The following is a 26212-nucleotide window of genomic DNA, read 5'->3' as shown; positions in this document are numbered from 1 at the left end:
TTATCCTTAAAAAGTAAAATGAAAGCAACAACAGGAATAGGTATAGCCATTTTAATTTTATTTAGTGCTTGCCAAGAAAATTCTCAACAACCTAAAAAAGATAAAGACACCCCGATCAAGCAGTGCTTTTAAATGACTGGGAAGGGCCTTATGAAGGTGTACCGGCTTTTGATAAAATGAAGGTGAACCAAATCAAACCTGCTATCAAGCAGGGTATGGTTTTGCACTTAGAAGAATTGGATAGCATAAGCAATCTAGAAAGCGAACCGAATTTTGAAAACACTATTGTAGCCATAGAAAAGGCGGGTAAGGCTTTAGATAGGGCCTTTACATACTATGGTATATATAGCAGCAATAAATCTTCAGAAGAATTTAGAGCAGTACAAAAAGATTTAGCCCCTCAAATAGCCGAGTATCAGTCTAGTATTCTTCAAAATGAAAAATTGTTCAAAAGAATTAAGCAAGTTTATGATAACGCACAAAAAAATCCGCTTGACGAGCAAAAACAACGCACACTAAATTTAATTTATGAGCGATTCACTATGAATGGTGCCAATTTATCTAAAGAAGATAAAAAACGTTATGCCCAAATTCAAAAAGAGTTATCTGCGCTATATACCGATTTTTCAAACAACGTATTAGCCGATGAAGAAAATTATGTTACATTTTTAAATAAAGATCAGTTAGATGGTCTTCCTGATTCATTTGTAAAAGCGGCCGCCACTACGGCAGAAAAGCAAGGAAAACCAGGAGCCTATGCTATAGTGAATACAAGATCGTCAATAGATCCTTTTTTAACTTATTCAGATCATCGGGATTTAAGAGAGAAGGTTTGGAAGAATTATTATTCTCGTGGCGACAACAATGATGCCTATGATAACAAAAATATAATTGCTCAAATTTTAAAATTAAGAGATGAACGGGTGGCATTATTAGGGTTTGATAATTATGCATCTTGGAGGTTGCAAAATAGAATGGCAAAAACACCTGAAGCAGCGATGAATTTAATGCTTAATGTTTGGCCAAGGGCAGTAGATAGAGCTAAAGAGGAAGTTGCCGATATGCAAAAACTAGCCGATAAGTTAGGACACGAAATTCAAATAAAGCCTTGGGATTATCGTTACTATGCCGAAAAAGTAAGAAAAGAAAAATATGATTTAGATGGTGAAGAAATCAAACAATATTTAGTGCTTGATAACCTTAAAGATGCTCTGTTTTTTACGGCTGAAAAATTGTTTGGTTATCAATTTGAGCCAGTGAAAGAAGGCAGTGTTCCTGTTTTTCATGAAGATGTCGAAGTTTATGAAGTGCGCCAAAAAGATAGTAATAAGTTAGTTGGGCTTTGGTACTTAGATCCATATGCAAGACAAGGAAAACGCTCGGGAGCTTGGGCTACTACTTATCGAAGTAGAACCAAGCTAGAAGGTAATAAGCCTGTTTTAGCATCGAATAATTCTAACTTTATTAAACCTGCGCCAGGTGAACCTGTTTTGATTTCTTGGGATGATGCCGAAACCTTTTTTCACGAATTTGGCCACGCACTTCACTTTTTATCGGCCAAAGTAGATTACCCAACTTTAAATGGAGGGGTTCGTGATTATACCGAATTTCAATCGCAGTTATTAGAGCGTTGGCTATCTACAGATGAGGTTATAAATAGATTCTTGCGTCACTATAAAACAGATAAAGTTATACCTCAAGAATTAGTGGTCAAAATTAAACAAGCCGCAACCTTTAACCAAGGCTTTGCCACAACAGAATTCTTGGCATCGGCACTGATAGATATGAAACTGCATATGACAGACCCTACCGATATAGATGTTGCTGATTTTGAAAAAAAGACATTAGATAGCCTCGGATTACCAGAACAAATAGTTATGCGTCATCGCACGCCGCATTTTGGGCATATATTTTCTGGTGAGGGCTATGCTGCCGGCTATTATGGTTATTTGTGGGCAGATGTGCTTACATCAGATGCGGCAGAGGCTTTTGCCGAATCTCCAGGCGGATTTTATGATGAGCAACTAGCAGATAAATTGGTTAATTATTTATTTGCTCCTAGAAATGCTATCGATCCTGTCGAAGCTTATCAGTTATTTAGAGGAAAAGAGGCCGATGTAAAAGCGCTTTTGCGTGACCGCGGATTTGCTAAAAAAACCAAAAAATAAAAATTGATTTTAAGAAAAAAATATTTGCTTATTCTGTGCGGAATTCTATTTTCAAGTATACTCTATAGCCAGAACAATAAAATTCCGCCCGAATTTGCTTATATAGATGAGCATGTAGATTTAATAATCTTAGACATTAGATACGCGGGTAAGCATAACTTTGTAGGGCGACCCATCAAAGGTTATAAGCAACCACAAGCGATAATGTCTAAAAAAGCCATAAAGCAATTAAAACAGGCTAGTGAATATTTTTTAGCCAAAGGATATATATTTAAGGTGTTCGATGCATATCGCCCGCAGCGAGCCGTAAATCAGTTTTTTAATTGGTCAAAAAAAAGCGAAGATACCTTGATGAAGAGCGAATTTTACCCAGATTTGGATAAGAAAAAGCTATTTGCTATGGGTTATATCGCAACAAAATCTGGGCATTCAAGAGGTAGTACCATCGATTTGACACTGGTAGATTTAAAAACTGGTAAAGAATTAGATATGGGTAGCCCCTATGATCTTTTTGATGAAATTTCTCATCATAATGCCATAGGGTTAACCAAAATACAGAAGATGAACAGAAAAATGCTAAAAGACGGAATGAGAAAATTTGGTTTTTTATCTTATGCAAAAGAATGGTGGCATTATACGCTTAAAAACGAGCCTTTTCCTTCTACTTATTTTAACTTTATCGTGAGATAAGCCCGATTACCCAATAATTTTTAAACTACTGTACCCCTGACCGTTTTGATTGATTTGTATTTGTGTTGATATACGCTCTTTTAAACTGGTTACGTGGCTTATAATACCAATCATTTTATTTGATTTGGCTTGTAACAATTCAAGCGTGTCTAGGGTTTGATCTAAAGTTTCGGGATCAAGCGTTCCAAAGCCTTCATCAATAAAAAGGCTGTTTATTTCTACTTTGTGTGAAGCTAAATCAGACAAGGCTAAAGCCAAAGCCAAACTCATTAAAAAGGTTTCTCCGCCCGATAGCGTTTTAATTGATCTGCGTTGACCACCCATATGCTGGTCTATGGCGATTAAACTATCGTCTTCTTGAGGAAGGGGTTTATCCATTTTATATCTATCCGTCAAATGCGTTAAGCGTTTGTTAGCTAAAATTAATAATTGACTTAAAGTTAAGTCTTGAGCATAGTCATTGAATTTATTTCCAGTAGCATCACCAATTAAATCTCGCATTGTCTTCCAGCGTTTATTATTCTTGGTTTGATCGTTTATTTCTGTTTTTAGTTTATTTATTTTATCAGTAAAATTAGCTTGATTTCTGAGTATTCGATTTAATTCGATTAATGCCTCGTCATTTGCTTGCAGGGCATTTTGATGCGTTTTAAGTAATTTTGCTAATTCGTCAAGGCTTAAAGCACTAACCTCTGCTTTAAGCTCATTATTTTGATTCCGTAAGTCTTTTAAACTTGTTTTTAATGCTAAAATAGCATTCTTCAAGTTTGTCTGTTTTTCTTGATATTCTATAAATTTAGAATGCTCTAAAATATCTTTTCTAGCTGCATTAATGGTAGAATAGCCTAATTTTGATAATTGCGGGTCTAGCACTTTTACTAAATTTTCGTGCTTTTCAGCTATCGCATTATATTCCTTTTTAAGATTCTTTTGGGTTGATGTTAATTGTAAAAGTTCTAGGTTTAACTTATCATATTGTTTTTCGGTTTGATCAATTTCTTTTTCAAAATTTTCACCCTTGAAATGTTGATTCATTTCCTCTTTAATAGTTTTTCCTTGTTTCAATAAACTAACTAAATAGGTTATATCTTCAATTAACTTTTTAAGCGCTTTTTGCTGTTGTTTTATTGACTTGTACCTTTTTAATTTTTCTTGTCTTTCCTCCAGTAAATTTATTGAATTAGTCAAATCGTTTGCACGGATTTGATGGATGTCTTTTGAAAATAATTGCTCAAATTTTTGCCTTTCAGCATTGAGTTCCTTTTGCTTGGTTTGAATTGTAGTATCTATAGCTTTTAATTCCTCTTTTGCAACCTTTAACTCTGTTTGTTGTTCTGTTAATTGTTGCTGCTGATCTTTAATTTTCTCCTTTAAAGTCGCAATTACTTTTTCTTCTGTTTTTTGTACAGGGGTATGATTGGCAAAGGGATGATCTAAACTTCCGCATAAAGGGCAAGGCTCACCGGTTTGCAACTCTTCGCGGTAATGACTTAGTTTTTTTTGTAAAAAGGCAATTTTTTCCTGTTTTTCTTCAATGTCTAATTGCAGTTCAAGCTTTTCGATTTCGTTTTTAGCGATAGTAATGGTTTGAGGACTCGAGGCTATGCTTTTTTCTTTTATTAACTTCTCTTTTTGTTTCTGTTTAATGTCTTTTTGAATATCGAGAAAACGTAAGTAATTTAATTCCCCTTGACGGATTTTATTTAAGCGAAGCGTGATTTGATGGTCTTCGTGATCCAAATCATTTATTGTGTCAAAGCCAAATTTCTGCTCGAGAGCTTTTAATTCAACTTGATTTTTACCAAAAAAATCTTCAGTTTCTGCTTTGGTTAGCTGAGGGTTTTTGGTTTTTAGCGCAATAGGAAAGGGCTCTAGATTAAACGTAATTTGATTGACCAGGCTTTTAAAGTCATTCAAGGTTTTTTGCCGATTTGACTCCAATTTACGGATGTGCTCTTTATACTGTTGGAGTTGATTTCCAAAATCTGAGGATGAGCTGTTTAGGTTGAAAATTGTTTGAAAATGATTCTGATTTTCTACCCTTTTTTCCTGATTTTGTTGAATACTATTTTGAATGTCATTTATCTTGTCATTGTATTCTTTTATTCGATCAAAAAGGTTTTTCTCTTCGTTGATTTTTGCTGCCGTTTCCTGCAGAGCCAAGTGTTTTTCTAGCGTTAAACCTTCCTCTTTATTGAAGTTTTCAAGATTAAGATTGTGCTCTTTTAATTTTTTTTCAGTTTCATTTAAATTTTTAAGAATCGCTTGACTTTTTTCTTTAATTCTTTTTTGCTCTTTTAAAATATCTATTTTTTCAGTTAATTTCTCTTTATAAATCTTCTTTTGGGCGGCCTCTTCCTGTTTGAGTTTAAATTCGTCATCAGCAATTAATTGTTCGCTTAAGGTATTGATTTTATTTTTTTGCTGCTGTATTTCTTTTTCTAATTCACCGTATTTTCTATAAGCTAATTGACCTAATTGTCTATATATTCCTGTACCAGTTATTTTTTCTAAAAGCGCACCACGTTCTTTTTTATCAACCTGTAAGAACTTAGCAAATTCACCTTGTGCTAAGACTACAGATTTAATGAATTGTTCATAATTTAGTCCTATTAATTTCTCGTTACAGTGAGGCACTTCACTTTTTTTGAGATCTAGGGTTTTGTCCTCCTTAACAGAGATAATGCGCATTTCATAATCACGCAAGTTACCTGTTCTTGCGGTTGAAATCTCCCACCGAGAAGCGAAAATTCCCTTTTCACAAGAATATGAAACTTGCGCATAAGCATCTGTTTGATTGCGAGTAAGAATAGCGCCTTTTTTGATAACTTCTGAAGTACTTAATTTGCCCAATCGTGGAACCTGATTAAAAAGTGCCAGAGAGATCGCATCTAATAAACTTGTTTTCCCACTACCAGTTGGCCCAGTTATGGCAAATAAGTTGTTTTGAATAAAGGGCGACTGGGTAAAATCGATATGGTGTTCGCCTTTGAGCGAATTAATATTTTTAAAGCTTAGCTGTAAGATTTTCATAGCTTATAGATCAATCGTTGGTATTTAATAGTTCATACAATTCATCAAAAGTCTGTCTTAATTCAACCCGTTCTTCGGGTAAATAGCTCTCTTGATTTAATAAGGAATCAAATACTTCTTTAGGTTTGAGATCTTTAAGGCTTTGCCTGTTAGAAAACACATCTCCCGTTTGCAATTGTTGATTGCTAAATTGAGCACGATGCTTTATAATTTCAAAATTTGGTAAACTAAAATCACTTATAAGCGCATCGAGTTCAGTTAACTTTTGAAGACTATAATTTTCTTCTCGTAGCTCTATTTCAATTAAGGTGGTTAAGGTACCCTGCCAGATTAATTTGGCTAGTTTGTCTTTAATTTGTTCAAGCGTACCAGTAATTTTTTTTAGGTTTCTAAACTTTGGGATGGTGAGACTTTTTGGAGTAAAACCATTTTTAGTATCGATAATTAATACGCGTTTCTCATCTTGGCGTTCACTAAAGGAAAGTTGTATGGGTGCCCCGCTATAATAAGTAGGCACTGTTGCATGAACTTGTTGGGGCTGGTGAATATGCCCCAAAGCTATGTATTTAAAATAGGTGTTAAACTGTTCGGCCTTAAAGGCAGCTTGATTACCAATTTGAATATCTCTTTCACTTTCAGATGTACTTACGCCAGCTGCATATAAGTGGCCCATAGCAATTGCAGGAATTCCATTGTAATTTTTTTCACACCAATTGGCCGCTGCATCAAACTTTGATTGAATACCTTTTCTTATCGCTATTAAGCGATCTTCATAAGTGTTGCCATCGCTTGCTTGTCTTATATCTGCATCACGCAAAAAGGGTAGGGCGGCTACAACAATTTCTGGATTTTTAGAGTTGGGTAAAGTAATAATGCAGTCTTCAATTTGTTCTGGTAAACCTCCAATTACATTTAAGTCTAAAGCGTTAAGCAGTTCTTTGGGTGCATCTAGCATACTAGGGGAGTCATGATTACCTCCTGTAATAATAATCTTACAGTTTAAATTCTTTATAGCTAACAAAGCTTGATAATATTGCTTTCTAGCTTCTGCGGAAGGATTTGCCAAGTCAAAAACATCACCAGAAACAAGAACTAGCTCTATTTTTTCATCTAAAATAATATCGCACAACCAACCTATGAATAAATCAAAATCTTGGTATAGGTAATGTTTATGTAAGCGTTTACCAATATGCCAGTCTGCAGTATGTAAAATTCTCATAATTTAATTTGACCATAAAAGGGAAGTTAAACTTTTTATTTTAGTTAATAAAATCTGTAGGTTTATAAATCGGCTTTTCCCTTAACCCCTTTAAAAAATAATTGTAAGCGATTCAAATCTTGCTCTAGTTTTCCTGATGGGTAAAAGGTAGTACCTATTCTAACTACCTTTCTTTTGTAATCAAAAGCCACAGGTATAATTGGTATGTTCGCTTTTAAGGCAATAAAATAAAAACCAGTCTTCCACTGGCTTACTTTCTTTCGGGTTCCTTCTGGAGCCAAGGCCAGTCTAAACTCATTTTCTTCTTTAAACATTTTAGCGATAGCATCAACCTTTTTTTGTCCTGGTGTGCGATCTAATGCATGGCCTCCCATTTTTTTAAAATAAGCACCAAATGGCCATTTAAAAAGTTCTTTTTTGGCAATAAAATGAATGGGTATATTTATTATTCCGCGCGTAAGAACGCCAATATAGAAATCGTGCCAACTGGTATGAGGAACAACAATTATGATTGATTTTTTAACTTTGGGATCAAAACTTCCCTCAATTTGCCAGCCAAGTAATTTAGTAAAAATAAATTTATACATAAAGGAAAATGAAAAGAAACAAAAATACCATAAAAATAAAATAGCAGGTGAAAAACCACCTGCTATTATTAAAAATATGATAAATACTATTAAGCGTTATTTCTAAAGACCAATTGGTCGTCAAACGCATCGATTAATATAATACTCTCTGGGCTTATTTTGCCTGCCAAAATCTCTTTTGATAGGGTATTTAAAACCTCTTTTTGAATGGTTCTCTTCACCGGTCTTGCTCCAAATTGCGGGTCAAAACCTTTTTGAGCTAGCAAATTAATTGCCTCATCTGTAGCATCAATGGTAATGTTTTGCTGCGCCAGCATTTTACTTAGGCCTTTTAATTGTAAGTCAACAATAGCTTTGATGTTTTGTTCAGTCAACGGTGTAAACATAACAATATCATCAATTCGATTTAAAAACTCAGGTCTTACTTGCTGTTTAAGAAGGCCAAGAACTTCAATTTTAGCAGCTTCTGTTGCAGATTCTATATTCTGGGTAGCTTCAAATTTTTCTTGAATAATTTGACTACCCATATTAGATGTCATTATAATTATAGTATTTCTAAAATCTGCTAACCTTCCTTTATTATCAGTCAAACGGCCCTCATCCAGTACTTGCAATAAAATATTGAATGTATCAGGATGTGCTTTTTCGATCTCATCTAATAAAACCACAGAGTATGGTTTACGCCTTACCGCTTCTGTAAGTTGGCCTCCTTCATCATAGCCTACATAGCCTGGAGGTGCCCCAACCAATCTACTCACGGCGTGTCTTTCTTGGTATTCGCTCATATCTATTCTAGTCATGGCAGCCTCGTCATTAAATAAATACTCGGCCAAAGCCTTGGCTAACTCTGTTTTACCAACCCCTGTGGTACCTAAGAAAAGGAAGCTCCCGATAGGCCTTTTTTGATCTTGTAAACCGGCTCTGCTTCTTCTTATAGCATCACTAACTGCTTGAATAGCTTCTTCTTGCCCAACTACTCTTTTATGAAGTTCTTCTTCAAGTAATAATAGTTTTTCGCGTTCACTTTGGAGCATTTTTGTAACTGGAATTCCAGTCCATTTGGCAACTACTTCTGCAATATCCTCGTTGGTAACCTCTTCTTGTATTAGAGATTTGGCTCCTCGTGCCTTTTGTTCGGCCATTTCTTTTTGCAGTTTATCAAGCTGTTCTTGTGCCTGTTTAATTTTTCCATAGCGTATCTCGGCAACTTTTCCGTAGTCACCTTCACGTTCCGCTCGTTCTGCTTCTAATTTAAAATTCTCAATATCGGTTTTAGCTTGTTGAATGTTATCTACAATTCCTTTCTCGTTTTGCCATTTAGCGTTTAGTTCGCTACGTTCTTCTTTAAGATTGGCTAAATCCGCTTTAAGCGATTTTAATTTTTCTTCATCTTTCTCGCGTTTAATGGCCTCTATTTCAATTTCTAGTTGCATGATTTTACGATCAAGTACATCTAACTCTTCTGGTTTAGAATTGATTTCCATTCTAAGCTTAGAGGCTGCTTCATCCATCAAATCAATAGCTTTATCGGGTAAAAATCTATTGGTGATATAGCGTTGAGACAATTCAACCGCGGCTATAATAGCTTCGTCTTTAATTCTTACTTTATGGTGTGTTTCATACTTTTCTTTTATACCCCGTAGTATTGAGATAGCACTTTCTGTATCGGGTTCGTCTACTGTAACGCGTTGAAACCTTCTTTCTAATGCTTTGTCTTGCTCAAAATATTTTTGGTATTCATCTAGAGTGGTTGCCCCTATAGCTCTTAATTCGCCTCGTGCTAAAGCTGGTTTTAAGATGTTGGCAGCGTCCATAGCACCTTGGCCTCCACCAGCTCCTACTAAGGTGTGAATTTCGTCTATGAACAACACAATGTTTCCATCGCTAGAAGTTACTTCTTTAATCACTGCCTTGAGTCGCTCTTCAAATTCTCCTTTATACTTGGCTCCGGCTATTAAGGCGCCCATATCTAAAGAATAAATAATTTTATTTTTTAGATTTTCTGGTACATCGCCTGCTACAATTCGATGTGCTAAACCTTCGGCAATGGCCGTTTTACCAGTACCAGGCTCTCCCACTAGCATCGGATTATTTTTAGTTCTTCTGGAAAGAATTTGCAAAATTCTGCGAATTTCCTCATCGCGCCCAATAACGGGATCTAATTTTCCTGTTTCGGCTAACTCATTGAGATTTTTTGCGAATTTATTAAGCGAATTATAGGTTTCTTCGGCACTTTGTGAAGTTACGCGTCCACCTTGGCGTAATTCTTCTATGGCAGATTTTAAACCTTTTTCTGAAGCTCCTTGGTCTTTTAAAATTTGTGCAATTTTAGAATTCGACTTGAAAATGGCTAAAATAAGGTGCTCTATAGATACATACTCGTCGTTCATTTTCTTCGCCAAACTCTGGGCTTCAGTCAAACTTCTAGAGGCCTCTCGCGATAGCATAATATCGCCACCGCTTACCTTGGCAAAACTTTCTAGAATTTTGTTTAATAATTGGTTAAACAGCACCAAGTTAATTCCTAGCTTTTTTAGAATAAAGGGTGTAACATTTTCATCAACAGTAGAAATTCCTTTAAATATATGCTCGTTTTCAATTTGTTGATGACCCAATTGATGTGCAAGTTGCTGTGCCTGTTGTATGGCTTCTTGCGATTTTATTGTAAAATTGTTTAGATTCATAATTTTAATTTTTATTTGAATTTACAAATTTCATGCCTTAACGAAATCAAGACAAAAAGTCAGTTTTTTATTTTGATTTAATGACAAAATGACGTAAATATACCCGGTTATGGGTATGGTAAACCAACCGCTTTGTTACTAATTTAGCAAAAAAAGTTGTATGTCTCTTGTTAAGGTTATGCTTGTTTTGCTTATTGTTGTGCTAAACTTATCTGTTTCTACAAATAAGATTATCAAAAAATTAGATGGTGAGTCAATAAATAATGTAGTTGAGCAAATCAAACAAACCGAAAGCTGTTTAATAGTTTATTATCGTACTTCTGTTTATACTAGTGTTGATTTAAGAAGGGCAGTGTTAAGAAAGCCCTAAAATTTATGCATGGTTCTTTTTCTTAGCGCAACTACAACTTCTCTTATTTATTTTGTAAATTTACCTTTAAAATTTAACTATGGGATTTTTCGATAAATTTTTAAAAGCGGATGAAGATACCTCAAAAACACCTAAAAAATCTATAGATTGGCTAGAGGTAAAGAAAGTAAATGATGTAGAAACTATACTAGAGACATCTAAAAGGCAAACGGCAATTGTTTTTAAACATTCAACAAGGTGTCCTGTAAGTAGGATGGCTTTGAACCGTTTTGAAGCTGAAGCTGATTTTGACAACAGTCAAGTTGCTTTCTTTTTTTTAGATTTAATTCAATACCGTGAAGTCTCTAATCTAATCGCAGAAAAGTTTCAAGTCACCCATCAATCTCCCCAAATTATCATACTCCAGAATCAAAAAATTATAGGACACTTCTCCCATCATGAAATTCAAGCTGAAGTTGTTGCTGATTTAATTAATTAAACCGATTTTGCCTTATTATGCTAGCTAACCTTTCTTTGATATTGGTAGCTGCATCAAAAAGCATTTGCTCTGACGTAGGGAAACCCACAAAATTATTTTGAGTTAGCGCCAATTGCTCTTTACTAAGTGCACGCTTGTCCCCATTAAATCTTGTGAAAATGTTTTCAAAAATAAATTCGGTGTCTAAAGGAAACGATTGAATTACTTGATTGGTTTGGGTATCTAAATAATCCACCCTTCCCTTAACATAAATAGCTTTAAACTGATTGGTAGTTAGTAGTTTAGCTTTAACATTTCTTGTTTGGTTCAATTCGATTTTATTTCCTTCGTCGTCCAAGATATAGTTCCCATTTCTATCTTTTTGATACCCCTTATGTATTGTGATTTCTTTTTGTATTACTTCTTCTCTTTCATTTAATTTCTCGGGACTTACTTCAATAGTTTTAAAATCTAAATGAATTCCGTAGTCGTAGTTAATTTCTGGATTAATGTATGCATGGTAACTTTGCCAAAAATTATCTAAATCATATCCGCTAAAGTTAAGAATATCTTTTTCTAGAGCTTTAGGGATTACCTTATCGCTATGATTTTCAACACTCAAATAAATAAAATCGGTACCTTTAATATGGGCTTGATTCAATAATTCAATGGTATTTTTATAATTTGGGGCCAATTGATTAATTAACTGTAATTTTTCAAAAGCCAGTCGCGCCGATTCTTTTGGCCTTTCATTTAGCAATTCCTCCGACTGTCTGTATAAATTGGCTATGTATTCGTTTTTAGCCTTAATGATATCATTAGTATAATCTTTGAAGTAGAATTTTGCCGTCTTTCCGTTTTGAAAATATAATGGAGTTAGCGCCTTAATTTTATTTTGTATAGCGTTCAATTGTGCGTAACTGTCATAAATCTCTTCCTTATGATTGCCTAATCTATCTTTTTCTAAAAATTTTAATCGAGCTTCTTTCTCCTGAACAAACTTTTTATGCGCCTGTTCTAATAACTTTATGTAAGCTTCATTCGATTTTTTTTCTTTATTTCTTTGCAATTTAGAAGTGGCAATATAAATGGCTTGCTCATAATTACCACTGTTTAAGGCTTTTTCGGTTTTTTTTAAGCCACTACAACTCATTATGATAAGGCTTGCAAGTAAATATATAAAATAGTTGATTTTCATTTTATGTTTTTTTATTGAAGAACGAATAATAATTTAGTGTTTAAATTTATAAATAATCCGCGTTTAGTAACGAATTTTGGGCCAAAATAGCGAAAAAAGATTTTTTAGCTCTACCTAAGTTTTTGATAGACTATTCGCATTTGTGATTCAACTGTTTTCACACTTATATTTAATTCTTTAGCAATATCCATATAGCTTGCACGGCTCATCCGTAATTGTAGATTTTTATACAGGCCGGGGTCAATTTAGAAATACTATACTGTAGCGCTTTGCTTTTTAGACCGATCTGCTCGTTGTAGTAGTAATCCTGATTTTCTATGGTCTCAAATTTTAGAAAGTCAAAAGTGCTAACCTCTTTTTTGTGTTTGCGTTGGTGCATCATATATTCATTGAAGGTCATTTTTACAAACTTGATATAACGCTTTTTTTAATTTTTATTAGATCTTTCTTTTGCCATAATTTCACAAATACATCTTGATTGAAGTCTTTAATAGTATATAAATCAATAGTAACTTGTGTTAAATTGTAGCCCAAGTCTGGGTAGGAATAGGAAACTTGGTTTTTGAACTCAGGCCAACACCAAGTACAATGTCGACTGCAATTTGAATTGAGCAAATCTCCATTTAACTTTATAGCCTCAAGAGATATAATACATCAATCAAATATTAGAGGTCTCTTTAAAAATGACTTGATGCAAAAGATCAAGCAATTGCATTTAGTCAACTTTCAAAGACTACAGGCTTTTAATTGTTAAATTCGCAAATTTTGGCGCTTATTCTTGAATTTATTGTATAATAATTGTTTTATAGTTTATTTCGTTAATAATAATTTGTTTTTTTCAATCATTTTTAATATACTATTCGTGTAGAAGAACAATATTATCGAAAGATTTTTTAAAATTAATTTATTAAAAAACGGGCAGTTTCTGTCTTAAATAAAAATTACTATATGATGAAAAATAAAAGAGTAGGAATTATTGGTGCAGGGCCAAGTGGATTAGCCCAATTAAGAGCATTTGAAGCCCTTGAAAAGAATGGAGTAGAGGTACCCGAAATTATTTGTTTTGAAAAGCAAGAAAATTGGGGAGGAATGTGGAATTACTCTTGGCGCACTGGTGTTGGCCGTTATGGTGAGCCTGTTCACGGCTCTATGTATAAATATCTTTGGTCTAATGGTCCAAAAGAATGCTTAGAGTTTTCTGATTATACTTTTGATGAGCATTTTAAGAAGCCCATATCATCTTATCCTCCTAGACCTGTTCTTTTTGATTATATAGAAGGGCGTATTAAGAAAAGTAATGCAAAAAAATACATTCGTTTCAACACTACGGCACGCTGGGTAGATTATGATGAAACCAGTCAAAAATTCACCTTGGTCTTAGATAATTTAAAAGAAAATAAAACCTATAGTGAAGAATTTGATTATCTGGTGGTAGCCTCTGGTCATTTCTCTACGCCAAACATGCCTTATTTTAAGGGAATTGAAGATTTTCCAGGAGGTGTAATGCACGCTCATGACTTTAGAGGGGCAGACCAATTTAAAAACCAAAATTTATTATTAATTGGTAGCAGCTATTCTGCCGAAGATATAGGGGTGCAATGTTACAAACACGGAGCTAAATCGGTAACTTTAAGTTATAGAAGTAACCCTATAGGAGTAGAGTGGCCAGAAGGAATTAAGGAGGTTCCTTTACTTACTCATTTTGAGGGAGATACTGCCCATTTTGCCGATGGTACATCAGAAAAATATGATGCTGTGGTAATGTGTACAGGATACCAGCATAAATTTCCTTTTTTACCAGATGAATTAAGACTAAAGACTAAAAACAACTTATACCCAGATCAAGTGTATAAAGGTATTTTCTTCAATGATTTACCTCAATTAATTTATCTAGGGATGCAAGATCAATATTATACTTTTAATATGTTTGATGCCCAAGCTTGGGTGGCCAGAGATTTTATGATGGGTGAATTAGAACTTCCTGAAAAAGATCAACGTAGAAAAGATATGAATGTTTGGTTGGACAGATTAAACACTTTAGAAGGCTGTTACGACTCAGTCGACTTTCAATCAGATTATATTAAAGATCTCCTGAGCCTTTCTGATTATCCTGAATTTAATGTAGATAAGGTAGCCGAAATGTTTAAAGAATGGTTACGCGATAAAGAAGAAAATATACTGACGTATAGAGATAAAACATTTACTAGTGTATTAACAGGAACTAAGGCAGAAGAACATCATACTGAATGGATGGACGAACTCGACGACAGTAAAGAACGCTATTTAGCATTTCAAAATAAAGTAGATAGCGTACTAGAAAAAGCTGAATAATTTTACAAAATTTAGTTTTAAAAGCTCAAAATGTTGATAAACGTTTTGAGCTTTTTTTTTGAAAATCATTTAGCTCTTTAATATTAAGCAGGAACGTTTATCATAGATTTTAGTCTAATAAATTAATAATTACAATTACCTTTGTGGCATCAATTAAAAACAAAATAAATGCCCACATTGTTTAAAAATAAGTGGTTTTTACTGAGTATAATGGCTCTTACTTGGGGTAGCTCTTTTATTCTAATTAAGAAATCTTTACTTGTTTTTACACCTTTTCAAATTGGTGCATTTCGGGTTGCTTTAAGCGGATTGATTTTAGCTTCTTTAGGAATACCCGCAATGCGTAAAATGTCTAAAAGAGATCTATTATGGGTAATTCTTGCAGGTTTTTTTGGCAATTTCTTGCCCATGTTTTTATTCCCTATCGCTCAAACTAAAGTAAGTAGCTCTTTGGCTGGTATAATCAACAGCCTCGAGCCAATTTTTGTTTTAATGTTAGGCTATTTACTATTTAAAATAAAAAGTCAACCAACTCAGGTAATGGGAGCGGTCATTGGCTTTTTGGGGGCAGCTACCTTATTATATTTTTCAGAAGTAAGTACGCAAGAAAGTCAAATTGGTTTTACTCTGCTTATGGTTTTTGCTTCTGCTTCTTATGCTTTATCAGCTCTTATCATAAAATTAAAGCTACAGCACGTAAAATCAATTCAGGTGTCCAGTAGTGTTTTTACCTTCTGGATGATGCCTTCAATAATTATCTTATTGTTTACCGATTTTTTTAATGTTTCGTTTTCTTCAGAAGCACTTGAGGCATTAGGGTATTTAAGTTTCTTAAGTATTTTTGGCACTGCGATAGGAATTGTGCTATTTTATAAGTTAATTCAAGATACCTCTGCTGTTTTTGCCAGCACGGTATCTTATTTGCTTCCTATTGTTGCGGTAATCTGGGGAGTGATAGATGGTGAGCAATTTAATTTTTATTATCTATTAGGGGCAGTTTTAATATTAATAGGAATTTATCTGATACGCGAGAAAAAGAAAAAACCAATTGTCACAATCCGTTAAGCAAACAGAAAATATCCCAATTAAAAGTAAGCTAATAGTCTAAACGGCAATTTTATTGATTAGCTTTTAGCAAACCATCAATTTCTGTAAAACCTGATTTCTGGGTGTGCTCTTATGCTGTTGCTCTATTTTTATCAGCGATATTAATATCGCAACCAGCTTCAATAAGCATTTTCACTATTTCAATGTATTTTTGAGATCCATCGCCTAGGATAACTGTTTCTAAAAGCGCTGTCCACCCTAAATTGTTGATATGGTCTATAGGAAAGTTTTCAATTTTAAGTAACCGTTTTATAATTTTTACGTGTACTCTTTCACAGGTTAGAATTAAGACCGTACCGCTGTAACGATTAAGTTATAAAAAAATCACGCTATCGGTTGTTTAGCAGCAAGCATTTAATACTTCGTAATAATCAGCGGCAGCTACAAGAAGAAAAGACGTTTCTATTCGATTGTCATGTGCATTTACATCGGCTCCCAGTTTTATTAAAAGTTTAGCGACCCCAAAATTATTATTGTAGGTTGCCGCCATTAGCGGATTTTATTGCCGTTCATTTTTTTGGTCTCTTGAGATATTTTGTTCGATCAGCTCTTTAATTTTTTGCAGCTTTAAAAATTGATTGCATATTACAGAGAAAAAAATAGCCTGCTATAAGCAGGCTTGATTTTTATTAGTATTAAAAAAATATTATAAATGAGACAAAATTTTAGTACCACATTCGCCGAAACCAATTCTAACATCTTTGTTTTCACAAAAGCCTTTCAAAATAACCGTATCATTGTCTTGTATAAATTTGCGATCATTTCCATTATTCAATTTAATCGGTTTTTCACCATTTTCACTTAATTCTAGCATAGAACCAAAAGTGCCTTCTCTAGAACCTGAAATAGTACCGCTTGCTAACATATCTCCACTATTTATAGGGCAACCGTTTATAGTGTGGTGCGCCAATTGCTCACTCATATTCCAATACAAATATTTGAAATTTGATTCGCTAACTAAAGTAGGGTCATCATTTTCTGGTTGAATAAAAACCTCTAATTTGATATCAAAAGTTTTCTTTCCTTCAGTTTTTAAGTAATCTAAAAGTTTATATTCTGATTTTTTAGTAGGACCCTCTGTTCTAAAAGGCTCAAGTGCATCTAAGGTAACAATCCAAGGGGAAATAGAGCTTGCAAAATTTTTACCTAAAAAAGGACCTAAAGGCACATACTCCCAGCGCTGAATGTCTCTCGCACTCCAATCATTAAAGAGAACCATTCCAAATATGTGATCTTCAGCTTCTTTCGCGGGTATAGATTCACCAATATTGTTGGCGTCTGTAGTTATAAAAGCCATTTCAAGTTCAAAATCTAAGGCACGTGTAGGACCAAAAATTGGGGTTTTGGCTCCTTTTGGCATTTTTTGCCCCAAAGGTCTATTAATGGGAATATCACTTGGAATTATAGATGAGCTTCTACCATGATAAGCAATAGGCATGTGGTACCAATTGGGTACCATAGCATTTTCTTTGCCACGAAACATTTCACCAACATTGCGTGCGTGTTCCTCACTAGAGTAAAAATCGGTATAATCACCAATTTGTACAGGAAGTTGCATTTCTATCTCATCTATGGTAAAGAGAATAACACGTTGATGCTCTTGGTTATTTTGTAGTGTAGTGTTGTTAACATCAAAGATTTCTGCGATGCGATTGCGCACAGTTCGCCAAGTTTTCCTACCATCAGCTATAAAATCATTTAGTGTATCTTGTAAAAAGATATCATCCGTTAAGGGAATACCCTTGAAATAACCCAATTGATGTAGTGCTCCTAAGTCTATTGCATAGTTACCAATTCGTGTTCCTATGGTAATAATATCATCTCGCGTAAGAAATACTCCGAAAGGAATATTTTGGATAGGAAAATCAGAATTTTCTGGCACCTCTAGCCAAGTTTTTCTTTTTGGATCATTTGCTGTTATATGCATTTTTTTTAATTCTAAGATGGTTAAAATAAAGCTATTCAAATATATTATTTTCCATGTATTAACCGAATGAATTTCTTATTTTTGGTAAAATTTTTAACGAAATATAAAATCATGTATAAAGATAAAGAGATTTTTGATCTTATTCAACGTGAGGAAGAAAGACAATTAAATGGTTTAGAGTTAATTGCAAGTGAAAACTTTGTAAGTAAAGATGTGTTAGCCGCCGCAGGATCTGTGCTTACTAATAAATATGCAGAAGGCTATCCCGGGAAACGCTATTATGGAGGGTGTGAAGTGGTAGACGAGGTAGAACAATTGGCCATTAATAGAGCCAAAGAATTGTTTAATGCAGAATATGTTAATGTTCAACCGCACTCAGGTTCACAAGCAAATACTGCTGTTTTCTCTGTTTGTTTAAAACCAGGAGATACGATTTTAGGATTTGACTTATCACACGGGGGGCATTTAACACACGGTTCGCCTGTAAATTTTTCGGGAAAACTTTATAACCCTGTTTTTTATGGAGTTGAAAAAGAAACGGGGCTAATAAACTATGAGCATGTTAAAGAAATGGCGCATAAAGAGAAACCTAAGCTAATCATAGCCGGAGCCTCAGCTTATAGTAGAGAAATTGACTATAAAAAATTTAGAGCAATAGCCGATGAAGTAGGGGCCATTCTATTGGCCGATATGGCTCATCCTGCCGGATTAATAGCTAAAGGTTTAATTCAAGACCCTTTACCTCACTGCCATATTGTTACCACAACTACACATAAAACCTTACGCGGACCAAGAGGTGGCATGATTTTAATGGGGAAAGATTTTGAAAATCCATTTGGTTTAAAATTGAAAAGTGGTAAACCCAAAATGATGTCTTCTCTTTTAAATAGTGGTGTGTTTCCAGGAAATCAAGGCGGACCTTTAGAACATATCATTGCAGCCAAAGCAGTGGCTTTTAAAGAGGCTCTTTCTGATGAGTTTTTGCATTATATGGTTCAGGTTAAAAAGAATGCTAAGGCTATGGCAGATGCTTTTGTTGAAAAAGGCTATGATGTTATTTCTGGTGGTACAGATAATCACATGATGCTTATAGATTTAAGAAATAAAGGCGTAACAGGAAAACAAGCCGAAGAAACATTGGTGAAAGCCGAAATTACAGTGAACAAAAATATGGTTCCTTTTGATACACAATCTCCTTTTGTTACTTCTGGAATTCGCGTGGGTACACCGGCGATAACGACTAGAGGATTAAAAGAAGAAGATATGCCAAAAGTGGTGACGTTTATCGACCAAGTAATCTCAAACATTGAAAATGAGGCCGTGATTAAGGAAACAAAAGAAAAAATTAAAGAAATGATGAGCGAAAAGCCGTTGTTTAAAATATAATTATGAAAAAATCAATTTTATTTCAAGTATTTTTACTGCTATTAGTAATCTTGCCTGTGTCTAAGCTTCACTCCCAAGAGTCAATCGATTCAGGACTTCGTAAGTTAATAGAAGCTCAAAGTGGCAATATGATAGAGAATGCATTATCTCAAATAATTGTCAATATTCCCGAAGAAAATAGAGAAGCTTTTAAAGCTGAAGTAAAAAATATGTTCGACGCAATGTACACCGATGTTATCGCGGTATATAAAGAGCATTGTACAGAAGCCGATTTAAAGAAGTTACTCGCCTTTTATGAAACACCTGCTGGTAAAAGAATTTTAGGAAAGACTTCTGAAATTATGATGGAATCGCAAGCCATCGGGCAACAAATGGGAGTAAATAAACTTTACCCATTGATGCAGAAATTCATGGCCGAACAACCAGTTGTTGAAGAGGATTAAGCCATAATTTATTTCTACAATAACTAAAAAGAGGCTGCTTTGTGATTTGCAGCCTCTTTTTTTAATACTCTGTTACAGACCCCCAGTTTTCACCGTTTTTTATTCTGTACAATTGCATTTCAGAAATTCCAAACTGTTTAGCAATCATTTTCATACGAGTCCTTCTATTAGGATCATTAATTTTTCGCTTGATTAATTTTACTTTAGATTCTGTTAGTTTAGCGTGAGAGGGTATTTTTCGCTTAATATTCTTAAATTCGGGGTTGGTGAATTGATGACGTTCTTTTTCCTTTTTCGTAGCCCATTTTAGATTATCCACCTGATTGTTTTTCTTGTCGTAATCGATATGAATTACATATTGGTCATCTTCTTTTTTTTCTAGAAAATGTTGGGCCACTAATTTGTGAACATAACGACTGGTCTTTTTACCATTGCTTTTTTGAACTACGGGTAAGTTTTGGTAACCATTGATAAAGTATTTTTTAACCAATACCTCTTCTGGCCCTTTGCAATTTAGAATTCGACCATAATTGGAGATTTTATATTTCTCTTTCTCAGATATTTTTTCGTCGAATTCAATTACTTTCCACGTTTCGTTTTTTAAATTTCTAATCATAGTCATGATCTTCGAGTCTTGCTTTAATTGAAAATAATTGGCTTTTAGTTAGATTAAATCTCTAACCATTACGGGTAACTATTCTCAAATTTAAAACAAACTTCGCTTCGACAAGCGTTGTTAAGAAACTTTAACGAAATAATAGCTAATTGTTAATTTTTAATCTTTTTTTATTACTCAAAGTCTGTTAAAGCCTCAAATTAATCACTAAAAGATGTACTTTCATATGCACCGCTGTCGGGTAAATTGACATCTCTGGGTATTCCTAAAAGATCTAAATTGCCTGCAGTTACGGGGTTGGCTAAAGCGTTTGCTGCAGATTCCTCTCCAATCTCCATTTGATTTAGAGAAGAGTCCTTAAAATCAGGATCTTCGTTTAATTTAATTTGGGTGTACAAATTAGAATCGGTAAAATCATAAAAAGGATCATCTGCATACTTATTTTGGTAGTCTCTAAATTTAATTAAGGTGTTTTCAAATTTAAAGTTGAAATCAGTATCTGGATGAGCATTGAATAATAGTTCTCGGCTCTCATTACCATAAATGATACAATTAGTGAAATCTGCTTTTTCTAATGGTGCTAAAAATAACTGACTGGGTGTTTCAAAGACATTTTCTATAAATACAGCAGGAAATTGCCGAAATCCTTGTCGCCAATAATTAGCAAAAGTACAATTGTTGAATTGGTAATTTCCGCCCAGGCTTAAATTTAAAGCCATTTGGCCACAATTATTTATAACTAAATTTTCTGCTGTAACATAGCCCGTTCTAGCTAATAAACCAATATTAGATACATTATAGATTTGGGTGTTGTTCACCTTTAGAGTGGGTGTATTAGATCCATCATTTCCATCTACACGTATTCCTACGCTGGCATTTTTAATGGTAGTATGTTCTATTATATTGTTTGTGCTTCCTTGGGTAAACCACAACGCCCCCCATTGTCCTGGTACTTCACTAAACTCGGGTTCAAGACGGTTTCCTTCCATAATGATTTCATTCTCCATTTTTTTTAAATCAGAGCTTAATAAACCCTTGGCTTGTAGTGAAGCTTGATTACCAACTAAAATTCCGCTTTGTTGATGAAAATGAAGTCTTGCGCCGGCATCAATATTCAATGTTTTTTGAGGGGGTACGGCAGCATATCCGTAAATTACGTATGGCTTTTCATTGGTGAAATTTAACTCGGTATCATCTAAAAAAAAGCCCGAAATTAATATTTCATTTCCTTCATCATCAAAACCGAATGATAGTGTTTCTGTACTGCCATCGGCAAATTTCTCGGGATATAGGAAGTGTGCATCTTGAATTAGAGTTACCAGTTCTACACTTTGCTCTTTCTCGGTACCCGAAAAAACGAGGGCATCGGTATACAAAAATTGGTTTGCACTATTGGTGAAATCTTTTATGGCTGCGGTGGTTTCAATAAAAACAAAAATACTGTCTTTGGCATAAATAGGAATATTGCTAAACTTTTTCCCAGGGAGGCCATCTACGTTAAGTCTATATTTAGATGCTTCACCTTGAGCTAATTTTATTTCGGGTATATGAATATCTTCTTTTGAACGATTGTAAACCGTTAATCTGTAGGTGCTAGATGCGGTTTGGGTGAAAACAGTGTCTAGGTAAACAGTATCTTTAGAGAAGCTTAAATTCCCCGAGCTTGGTATGGTGTCAAAATCTTTTCTGCATGAACTCCAAAAAATCAAGCTTAAAAACAATAGAATCCCATATACCTTTTTCATTTCTGCTATGTTTAAATTAATTTTAATTACCTTTCTTCAATTTCAATTTCAAAAAGAGTATCCCAATGTTTACCCGTTACAAATAGAGTATTTGTGTTGTTGTTAAAGGCTATACCATTTAAAACTAAATCTTCATTATTTAATTGTGCTGCATTTCCATTTTCTTTTTTCAACCCGCGCAAATCAATTAAGCCTTCAATGGCTCCAGATTCTGGATTAATAATTGCAATACCGTCTTTTTGCCAAGTATTGGCATAAATTTTTCCGTTTACCCATTCTAACTCATTTAATCGTGTACTCAAACTTTTGTGTGTTACAGGCTGTATGTAGCTCTTTTCTTCAAGCGTTTTACCGTCTAACATCCAAATTTTTGCGGTACCATCGCTTTTATAAAAGTTTTTTCCGTCATTGCAAATTCCCCAGCCTTCTTTACTGGCACCATATTTAAAAGTACCTAGTTTTTCGAGTTGGTTTACATCATATATAAAACCTTGACCAGCATGCCAAGTAAGTTGGTAAACTTTATTGTCTAGTATACTTATACCTTCGCCAAAATAACGTTTATCTATCTCAATTTTTTTTAGCACCTTTCCCGTTTTATAATCTACCTTACGTAAACTAGAGAACCCATTGCGCCCAGTGCCTTCGTAGAGAGTATCTTTATAAAACTCTAAACCTTGTGTAAATGCTAAGTTATCGTGCGGATATTTGTTTTTGATTTTGTAGGTGTAAATCTTTGGAGGCTTGTTGTTATGTAGCACAATTTCTTGTGTAACAGCATATTTCTCGCCAGCTGAATATATTTCAGCTTTAAGCTCATTTTTTCCTAGCGGAGTTGTGAGTTTAGAAGATAATTGATTGGTTTTTGAGGAACCTAAATATTTATTCGAATAGTAAAATTGTATACTATCAAAACTAGTGTTTGTAGGATTATTGAGGGTGAATTTTACCGGATTATCACGTTGTAATAAGTCGTTTTCAGCTTTAACTTGAATACTCATTTTAGCAATTTCTTCTTTTTTTGAACTCGAACAAGAAAATAGGCTTGTGGCTAATAAAATGAATGTCAGGTTTTTAAATGTTTTCACGAGATTTTGCTTTAAATTTGTTAGCGAATTTAGTCAAATCTATTAAAAAAATCCTTGCGAAAATAGATAAACCTTGTATATTTGCAGCGGCAAGTCCCACACAACCAGCTCCTGTTGAATCCTCCAGGGCGGGAACGCAGCAAAGGTAAACGGTCGTAGCGGTGTGATGTGGGTAGCTTGCCATTTTTTCATGACTTAAGTCAAAGTTTTTCTTCCATTTATTTTATTCTAATTCTTTAATTTTTCTCTTAAAAAAGTAGATATTTGCCCTCTATTATTTTAAATATGAGCAAGCAAGTTGTATTGATTACAGGAGCGTCTTCAGGAATAGGAAAATCTATAGGTATGTTTCTAGTGCAGAAAGGGTACCTGGTTTACGGAACGAGTCGTAATCCTAAAGAAAATGAATTTGATGACATTAAGTTTTTAAAACTCGATGTTACCCAACCAGAAAGTATAAAATTAGCAGTTCAAGAGCTAATCAAAAAAGAGGGCCAAATAGATTATTTGATTAATAATGCAGGAATGGGAATTACGGGTCCTTTAGAAGAAACGCCAGATCATGAGATAAAAAAAGTATTCGATACAAATTATTTTGGAGCTTTACGGGTGATTAAAGCCGTTTTACCGCATATGCGTTCTGAACAAAGTGGTTTTATAATCAACATAACCTCTATTGCAGGATATATGGGTTTACCCTTTCGGGGGATTTATTCGGCCACAAAGGGAGCGCTTGAGCTGACTACCGAGGCCTACCGGATGGAACTAAAAACTTTTAATATTAAAATGACCAATATCGCACCAGGTGATTTTGCTACCAATATTGCTGCAGGCAGATACCACGCGCCAGTAATTCCTGGTTCGCCCTATGAAAAAAAATATAAGGAAACCTTAGCCTTGATGGATGAACACGTAGATAAAGGTCAAGACCCCATATTTATGGCGAAAAAGGTTTATGCTGTTATGCAAGAAAAGAATCCTACGATACACTATAAGGTAGGCGATTGGCTGCAAAAATTTAGCATTGCTCTCAAACATATTTTACCAGATAAATGGTATGAAAAAATGTTAATGAAACATTATAAAATGTAAATTTGTAAAAATTAAAAAACAACACAACATGAAATTTTTTATAGACACAGCAAACTTAAATCAAATAAAAGAAGCTCAGGACTTAGGCGTTCTTGATGGGGTTACTACCAACCCTTCTTTAATGGCTAAAGAGGGTATTACAGGAGAAGATAACATTAAAAAGCATTACCAAGCCATCTGTGAAATTGTAACAGGCGATGTAAGTGCAGAAGTTATTGCGACAGATTATGACAATATTATTAAAGAGGGGGAAGAACTAGCCGCATTACATGATCAAATTGTGGTCAAAGTTCCTATGATAAAAGACGGCATTAAGGCTATACGTTATTTTAGTCAAAAAGGAATTAAAACCAATTGTACGCTTGTTTTTTCGGCAGGACAAGCATTACTAGCAGCAAAAGCAGGAGCAACTTACGTTTCTCCGTTTATAGGAAGATTAGATGACATCTCAACAGACGGTCTTAATTTGATAGCCGAGATAAGACATATTTATGATAACTACGCATTTGATACCGAAATTCTAGCGGCATCGGTAAGACATACCATGCACGTAATTGATTGTGCAAAAATTGGTGCCGATGTTATGACAGGACCCCTTTCTTCTATTGATGGACTCCTTAAGCACCCTTTAACCGATATTGGTTTAGAAAAGTTTCTAGCAGACTATAAAAAAGGCAATCAATAAAAGTTTTTTTTAAAGAAATAAGAAAATCAGTCAAATTTTGGCTGATTTTTTTTTGCATTCTAACTCATTTAAAAAACTTATTAACACCGGTTAAAAAGTTTTTTAGCCAAGCTGAGATATCTTGTTTACTTTTGAGCATCTAAATTGAAGAAGAGCGAAGTTTTTTAAACTCAAGTACATTAGGGGAATCGTGTGAAAATCACGAACTGTTGCGCAACTGTAAGCAGGATTAAACCTGTCAAGTCAGATTACCTAACTTCTTCAAAGAGGATTTGTTTTCGCATAAAAAGCAAATTCCGTTGTCTTTTGTTTCAAGGTAATTCAGCCAAAAGCAGATAACGTATATTTTGTTTTTTGTGTTTTTGTTTCACTTAAATAAATATACACAATGAGCATTTTTGACAAAAGAGTAAATTACAAACCATTTGAATACCCAGAGGTAATAGAATTTACAGAGGCGATTAACAAATCGTTTTGGGTGCACACCGAGGTAGATTTCACCGCAGACGTACAAGACTTTCAGGCTCAACTTACCTTAAATGAAAAACAAGTTTTAAAAAAGAGTTTACTGGCAATTGCTCAAATTGAAGTGGCTGTAAAATCATTTTGGGGAGATTTGTATCACCACTTGCCCAAACCAGAATTTAATGGCTTGGGGAGCACTTTTGCAGAATGTGAATTTAGACATTCAGAAGCCTACTCGCGTTTGTTGTCGGTTTTAGGCTATAATCAAGCCTTTGAAGAGCTAATGAATGTTCCTGTTATCAAAAAACGGTTTGAATATCTATCTCAGGCACTTCAATTTACACAAGAAAAAGACAAAAAGAAATACCTTTTCTCCTTAATCTTATTTGCCATTTTAATAGAAAATGTTTCCTTATTTAGTCAGTTCGCCATCATTCTCTCATTTTCACGATTTAGAGGCTTAATGAAAAATGTAAGTAATATCATTGCCTGGACTTCTATAGACGAACAAATTCATGCCAATGCGGGTATATTTATTATCAACAAGATCAAAGAAGAGTTTCCCGATTTCTTTACGGAAGAAACCAAACAAGAAATTACTGATATTGTTAAAAAATCAATTGAAGTCGAGGCAGAAATTCTCAACTGGATTTTTGCAGAAGGTGCAGTAACGCATTTAAACCAATCAGATTTACTAAATTTCATGAAATTTAGGACAGACGATAGCCTAAAAAAAATAGGAATAAACCCCATTTTTAATATAACCGCACAAGAATATCTCCCAATGCAATGGTTTGAAGAAGAGATATTTGCAAATTCTTTAGATGATTTCTTTGCAAAGCGACCGGTAGATTATACCAAGCACGATAAGCGTATTAGCGCATTAGATTTATTTTAAACATCACATAAATCCGTAAAGAA

The 26212-nt window shown here is 34.3% G+C and carries 22 protein-coding genes, 1 other RNA gene, 1 pseudogene and 1 riboswitch; of the genes and pseudogenes, 12 read left to right on the top strand and 12 right to left on the bottom strand.

Annotated elements, in window-relative coordinates:
* Positions 1-18: 18 nt before the first annotated feature.
* Both FT993_RS11420 and FT993_RS11415 read left to right on the top strand, forming a co-directional pair.
* Positions 19-2168 (top strand): annotated as a pseudogene (locus FT993_RS11420) (M3 family metallopeptidase).
* A 3-nt stretch (positions 2169-2171) separates the two neighbouring features.
* A complete protein-coding gene (locus tag FT993_RS11415; protein WP_255504489.1) occupies positions 2172-2858 on the top strand; it encodes a M15 family metallopeptidase in 687 nt (228 codons plus the stop codon).
* 6 nt (positions 2859-2864) lie between these two features.
* On the opposite strand, the gene FT993_RS11410 is transcribed toward FT993_RS11415, so the two are convergent.
* The 4 genes from FT993_RS11410 to clpB form a co-directional block, all read right to left on the bottom strand.
* Positions 2865-5891: an AAA family ATPase gene (locus tag FT993_RS11410; RefSeq protein WP_147862670.1), complete on the bottom strand. Its 3027-nt coding sequence runs from the start codon at positions 5889-5891 to the stop codon at positions 2865-2867.
* Between the two features lie 10 nt (positions 5892-5901).
* On the bottom strand, positions 5902-7110 hold the full coding sequence (locus tag FT993_RS11405; protein WP_147862669.1) for an exonuclease SbcCD subunit D C-terminal domain-containing protein: 1209 nt from the start codon (positions 7108-7110) through the stop codon (positions 5902-5904).
* 62 nt (positions 7111-7172) lie between these two features.
* Positions 7173-7697 (bottom strand): 1-acyl-sn-glycerol-3-phosphate acyltransferase, encoded by a 525-nt coding sequence (locus FT993_RS11400; RefSeq protein ID WP_147862668.1) that lies wholly within the window; start codon positions 7695-7697, stop codon positions 7173-7175.
* A gap of 89 nt (positions 7698-7786) precedes the next feature.
* On the bottom strand, positions 7787-10381 hold the full coding sequence (clpB, locus tag FT993_RS11395) for an ATP-dependent chaperone ClpB (protein WP_147862667.1): 2595 nt from the start codon (positions 10379-10381) through the stop codon (positions 7787-7789).
* A 160-nt stretch (positions 10382-10541) separates the two neighbouring features.
* Between clpB and FT993_RS11390 the strand changes: the two genes are divergently transcribed.
* Entirely contained in the window at positions 10542-10751 is a 210-nt protein-coding gene (locus FT993_RS11390; protein WP_147862666.1) for a hypothetical protein, read from the top strand.
* A 79-nt stretch (positions 10752-10830) separates the two neighbouring features.
* Positions 10831-11229 carry a bacillithiol system redox-active protein YtxJ gene (gene ytxJ / locus FT993_RS11385; protein ID WP_147862665.1) on the top strand — a complete coding sequence of 133 codons (399 nt, stop codon included), beginning with the start codon at positions 10831-10833 and terminating at the stop codon, positions 11227-11229.
* Here ytxJ and FT993_RS11380 read toward each other — a convergent pair.
* Both FT993_RS11380 and FT993_RS11375 read right to left on the bottom strand, forming a co-directional pair.
* A complete protein-coding gene (locus FT993_RS11380; protein ID WP_147862664.1) occupies positions 11222-12406 on the bottom strand; it encodes a hypothetical protein in 1185 nt (394 codons plus the stop codon). The two genes, ytxJ and FT993_RS11380, sit on opposite strands and share 8 nt — an antisense overlap.
* Before the next feature lie 110 nt (positions 12407-12516).
* Positions 12517-12597, bottom strand: coding sequence for a LuxR C-terminal-related transcriptional regulator (locus FT993_RS11375; protein WP_255504495.1), 81 nt, complete (start codon positions 12595-12597; stop codon positions 12517-12519).
* A gap of 760 nt (positions 12598-13357) precedes the next feature.
* Here FT993_RS11375 and FT993_RS11370 point away from each other — a divergent pair.
* Together FT993_RS11370 and FT993_RS11365 are read left to right on the top strand one after the other, a co-directional pair.
* The gene (locus FT993_RS11370) at positions 13358-14737 is read left to right on the top strand and encodes an NAD(P)-binding domain-containing protein (protein WP_147862735.1); all 1380 of its coding nucleotides are present in this window, start codon (positions 13358-13360) and stop codon (positions 14735-14737) included.
* Between the two features lie 168 nt (positions 14738-14905).
* Positions 14906-15802 carry a DMT family transporter gene (locus FT993_RS11365; RefSeq protein ID WP_147862662.1) on the top strand — a complete coding sequence of 299 codons (897 nt, stop codon included), beginning with the start codon at positions 14906-14908 and terminating at the stop codon, positions 15800-15802.
* Positions 15803-15914: 112 nt separating this feature from the next.
* On the opposite strand, the gene FT993_RS12605 is transcribed toward FT993_RS11365, so the two are convergent.
* From FT993_RS12605 to fahA, 3 genes are all read right to left on the bottom strand, one after another.
* Positions 15915-16130: an ankyrin repeat domain-containing protein gene (locus FT993_RS12605; protein ID WP_147862734.1), complete on the bottom strand. Its 216-nt coding sequence runs from the start codon at positions 16128-16130 to the stop codon at positions 15915-15917.
* Positions 16131-16184: 54 nt separating this feature from the next.
* Entirely contained in the window at positions 16185-16334 is a 150-nt protein-coding gene (locus FT993_RS11355; protein WP_147862661.1) for an ankyrin repeat domain-containing protein, read from the bottom strand.
* Positions 16335-16490: 156 nt separating this feature from the next.
* Positions 16491-17771, bottom strand: coding sequence for a fumarylacetoacetase (gene fahA, locus FT993_RS11350; RefSeq protein ID WP_147862660.1), 1281 nt, complete (start codon positions 17769-17771; stop codon positions 16491-16493).
* A 111-nt stretch (positions 17772-17882) separates the two neighbouring features.
* Between fahA and glyA the strand changes: the two genes are divergently transcribed.
* Positions 17883-19157 carry a serine hydroxymethyltransferase gene (gene glyA, locus FT993_RS11345; protein WP_147862659.1) on the top strand — a complete coding sequence of 425 codons (1275 nt, stop codon included), beginning with the start codon at positions 17883-17885 and terminating at the stop codon, positions 19155-19157.
* Between the two features lie 2 nt (positions 19158-19159).
* Complete coding sequence (locus FT993_RS11340; protein ID WP_147862658.1) at positions 19160-19600, top strand: DUF2059 domain-containing protein; 441 nt, start codon at positions 19160-19162, stop codon at positions 19598-19600.
* Between the two features lie 61 nt (positions 19601-19661).
* Here FT993_RS11340 and FT993_RS11335 read toward each other — a convergent pair whose 3' ends face one another.
* From FT993_RS11335 to FT993_RS11325, 3 genes are all read right to left on the bottom strand, one after another.
* Positions 19662-20216 carry an HNH endonuclease gene (locus tag FT993_RS11335; RefSeq protein ID WP_147862657.1) on the bottom strand — a complete coding sequence of 185 codons (555 nt, stop codon included), beginning with the start codon at positions 20214-20216 and terminating at the stop codon, positions 19662-19664.
* 200 nt (positions 20217-20416) lie between these two features.
* A complete protein-coding gene (locus FT993_RS11330) occupies positions 20417-21961 on the bottom strand; it encodes a hypothetical protein (RefSeq protein ID WP_147862656.1) in 1545 nt (514 codons plus the stop codon).
* A 26-nt stretch (positions 21962-21987) separates the two neighbouring features.
* Complete coding sequence (locus tag FT993_RS11325; RefSeq protein ID WP_147862655.1) at positions 21988-23049, bottom strand: glutaminyl-peptide cyclotransferase; 1062 nt, start codon at positions 23047-23049, stop codon at positions 21988-21990.
* An 87-nt stretch (positions 23050-23136) separates the two neighbouring features.
* Here FT993_RS11325 and ffs point away from each other — a divergent pair.
* From ffs to FT993_RS11305, 4 genes are all read left to right on the top strand, one after another.
* Positions 23137-23235: signal recognition particle sRNA small type (gene ffs, locus FT993_RS11320), an RNA gene on the top strand.
* Between the two features lie 99 nt (positions 23236-23334).
* Positions 23335-24141 (top strand): SDR family oxidoreductase, encoded by an 807-nt coding sequence (locus tag FT993_RS11315; protein WP_147862654.1) that lies wholly within the window; start codon positions 23335-23337, stop codon positions 24139-24141.
* Between the two features lie 28 nt (positions 24142-24169).
* On the top strand, positions 24170-24826 hold the full coding sequence (gene fsa / locus FT993_RS11310; protein WP_147862653.1) for a fructose-6-phosphate aldolase: 657 nt from the start codon (positions 24170-24172) through the stop codon (positions 24824-24826).
* Positions 24827-24967: 141 nt separating this feature from the next.
* Positions 24968-25101: riboswitch (cobalamin riboswitch) on the top strand.
* Between the two features lie 113 nt (positions 25102-25214).
* Positions 25215-26189, top strand: coding sequence for a ribonucleotide-diphosphate reductase subunit beta (locus FT993_RS11305; RefSeq protein WP_147862652.1), 975 nt, complete (start codon positions 25215-25217; stop codon positions 26187-26189).
* The last annotated feature ends 23 nt before the right edge of the window (positions 26190-26212 follow it).

Source organism: Mesonia sp. HuA40 (genome assembly GCF_008017835.1).
Taxonomy (GTDB): domain Bacteria; phylum Bacteroidota; class Bacteroidia; order Flavobacteriales; family Flavobacteriaceae; genus Mesonia.
Note: the sequence above shows the minus strand (reverse complement) of the source record. Positions and strands in the feature narration are given on the sequence as shown.

What these genes read in the sequence shown, in the direction of transcription:
- FT993_RS11370 (WP_147862735.1), top strand. Translation starts at nt 13,358, where the DNA reads ATGAAAAATAAAAGAGTAGGAATTATTGGTGCAGGGCCAAGTGGATTA.
- FT993_RS11390 (WP_147862666.1), top strand. Translation starts at nt 10,542, where the DNA reads ATGTCTCTTGTTAAGGTTATGCTTGTTTTGCTTATTGTTGTGCTAAAC.
- FT993_RS11375 (WP_255504495.1), bottom strand. Translation starts at nt 12,597, where the DNA reads ATGGATATTGCTAAAGAATTAAATATAAGTGTGAAAACAGTTGAATCA.
- FT993_RS11405 (WP_147862669.1), bottom strand. Translation starts at nt 7,110, where the DNA reads ATGAGAATTTTACATACTGCAGACTGGCATATTGGTAAACGCTTACAT.
- clpB (WP_147862667.1), bottom strand. Translation starts at nt 10,381, where the DNA reads ATGAATCTAAACAATTTTACAATAAAATCGCAAGAAGCCATACAACAG.
- glyA (WP_147862659.1), top strand. Translation starts at nt 17,883, where the DNA reads ATGTATAAAGATAAAGAGATTTTTGATCTTATTCAACGTGAGGAAGAA.
- FT993_RS11330 (WP_147862656.1), bottom strand. Translation starts at nt 21,961, where the DNA reads ATGAAAAAGGTATATGGGATTCTATTGTTTTTAAGCTTGATTTTTTGG.
- FT993_RS11410 (WP_147862670.1), bottom strand. Translation starts at nt 5,891, where the DNA reads ATGAAAATCTTACAGCTAAGCTTTAAAAATATTAATTCGCTCAAAGGC.
- FT993_RS11315 (WP_147862654.1), top strand. Translation starts at nt 23,335, where the DNA reads ATGAGCAAGCAAGTTGTATTGATTACAGGAGCGTCTTCAGGAATAGGA.
- FT993_RS11335 (WP_147862657.1), bottom strand. Translation starts at nt 20,216, where the DNA reads ATGATTAGAAATTTAAAAAACGAAACGTGGAAAGTAATTGAATTCGAC.
- fahA (WP_147862660.1), bottom strand. Translation starts at nt 17,771, where the DNA reads ATGCATATAACAGCAAATGATCCAAAAAGAAAAACTTGGCTAGAGGTG.
- FT993_RS11355 (WP_147862661.1), bottom strand. Translation starts at nt 16,334, where the DNA reads ATGGCGGCAACCTACAATAATAATTTTGGGGTCGCTAAACTTTTAATA.
- FT993_RS11365 (WP_147862662.1), top strand. Translation starts at nt 14,906, where the DNA reads ATGCCCACATTGTTTAAAAATAAGTGGTTTTTACTGAGTATAATGGCT.
- FT993_RS11305 (WP_147862652.1), top strand. Translation starts at nt 25,215, where the DNA reads ATGAGCATTTTTGACAAAAGAGTAAATTACAAACCATTTGAATACCCA.
- FT993_RS11400 (WP_147862668.1), bottom strand. Translation starts at nt 7,697, where the DNA reads ATGTATAAATTTATTTTTACTAAATTACTTGGCTGGCAAATTGAGGGA.
- fsa (WP_147862653.1), top strand. Translation starts at nt 24,170, where the DNA reads ATGAAATTTTTTATAGACACAGCAAACTTAAATCAAATAAAAGAAGCT.
- ytxJ (WP_147862665.1), top strand. Translation starts at nt 10,831, where the DNA reads ATGGGATTTTTCGATAAATTTTTAAAAGCGGATGAAGATACCTCAAAA.
- FT993_RS11340 (WP_147862658.1), top strand. Translation starts at nt 19,160, where the DNA reads ATGAAAAAATCAATTTTATTTCAAGTATTTTTACTGCTATTAGTAATC.
- FT993_RS11380 (WP_147862664.1), bottom strand. Translation starts at nt 12,406, where the DNA reads ATGAAAATCAACTATTTTATATATTTACTTGCAAGCCTTATCATAATG.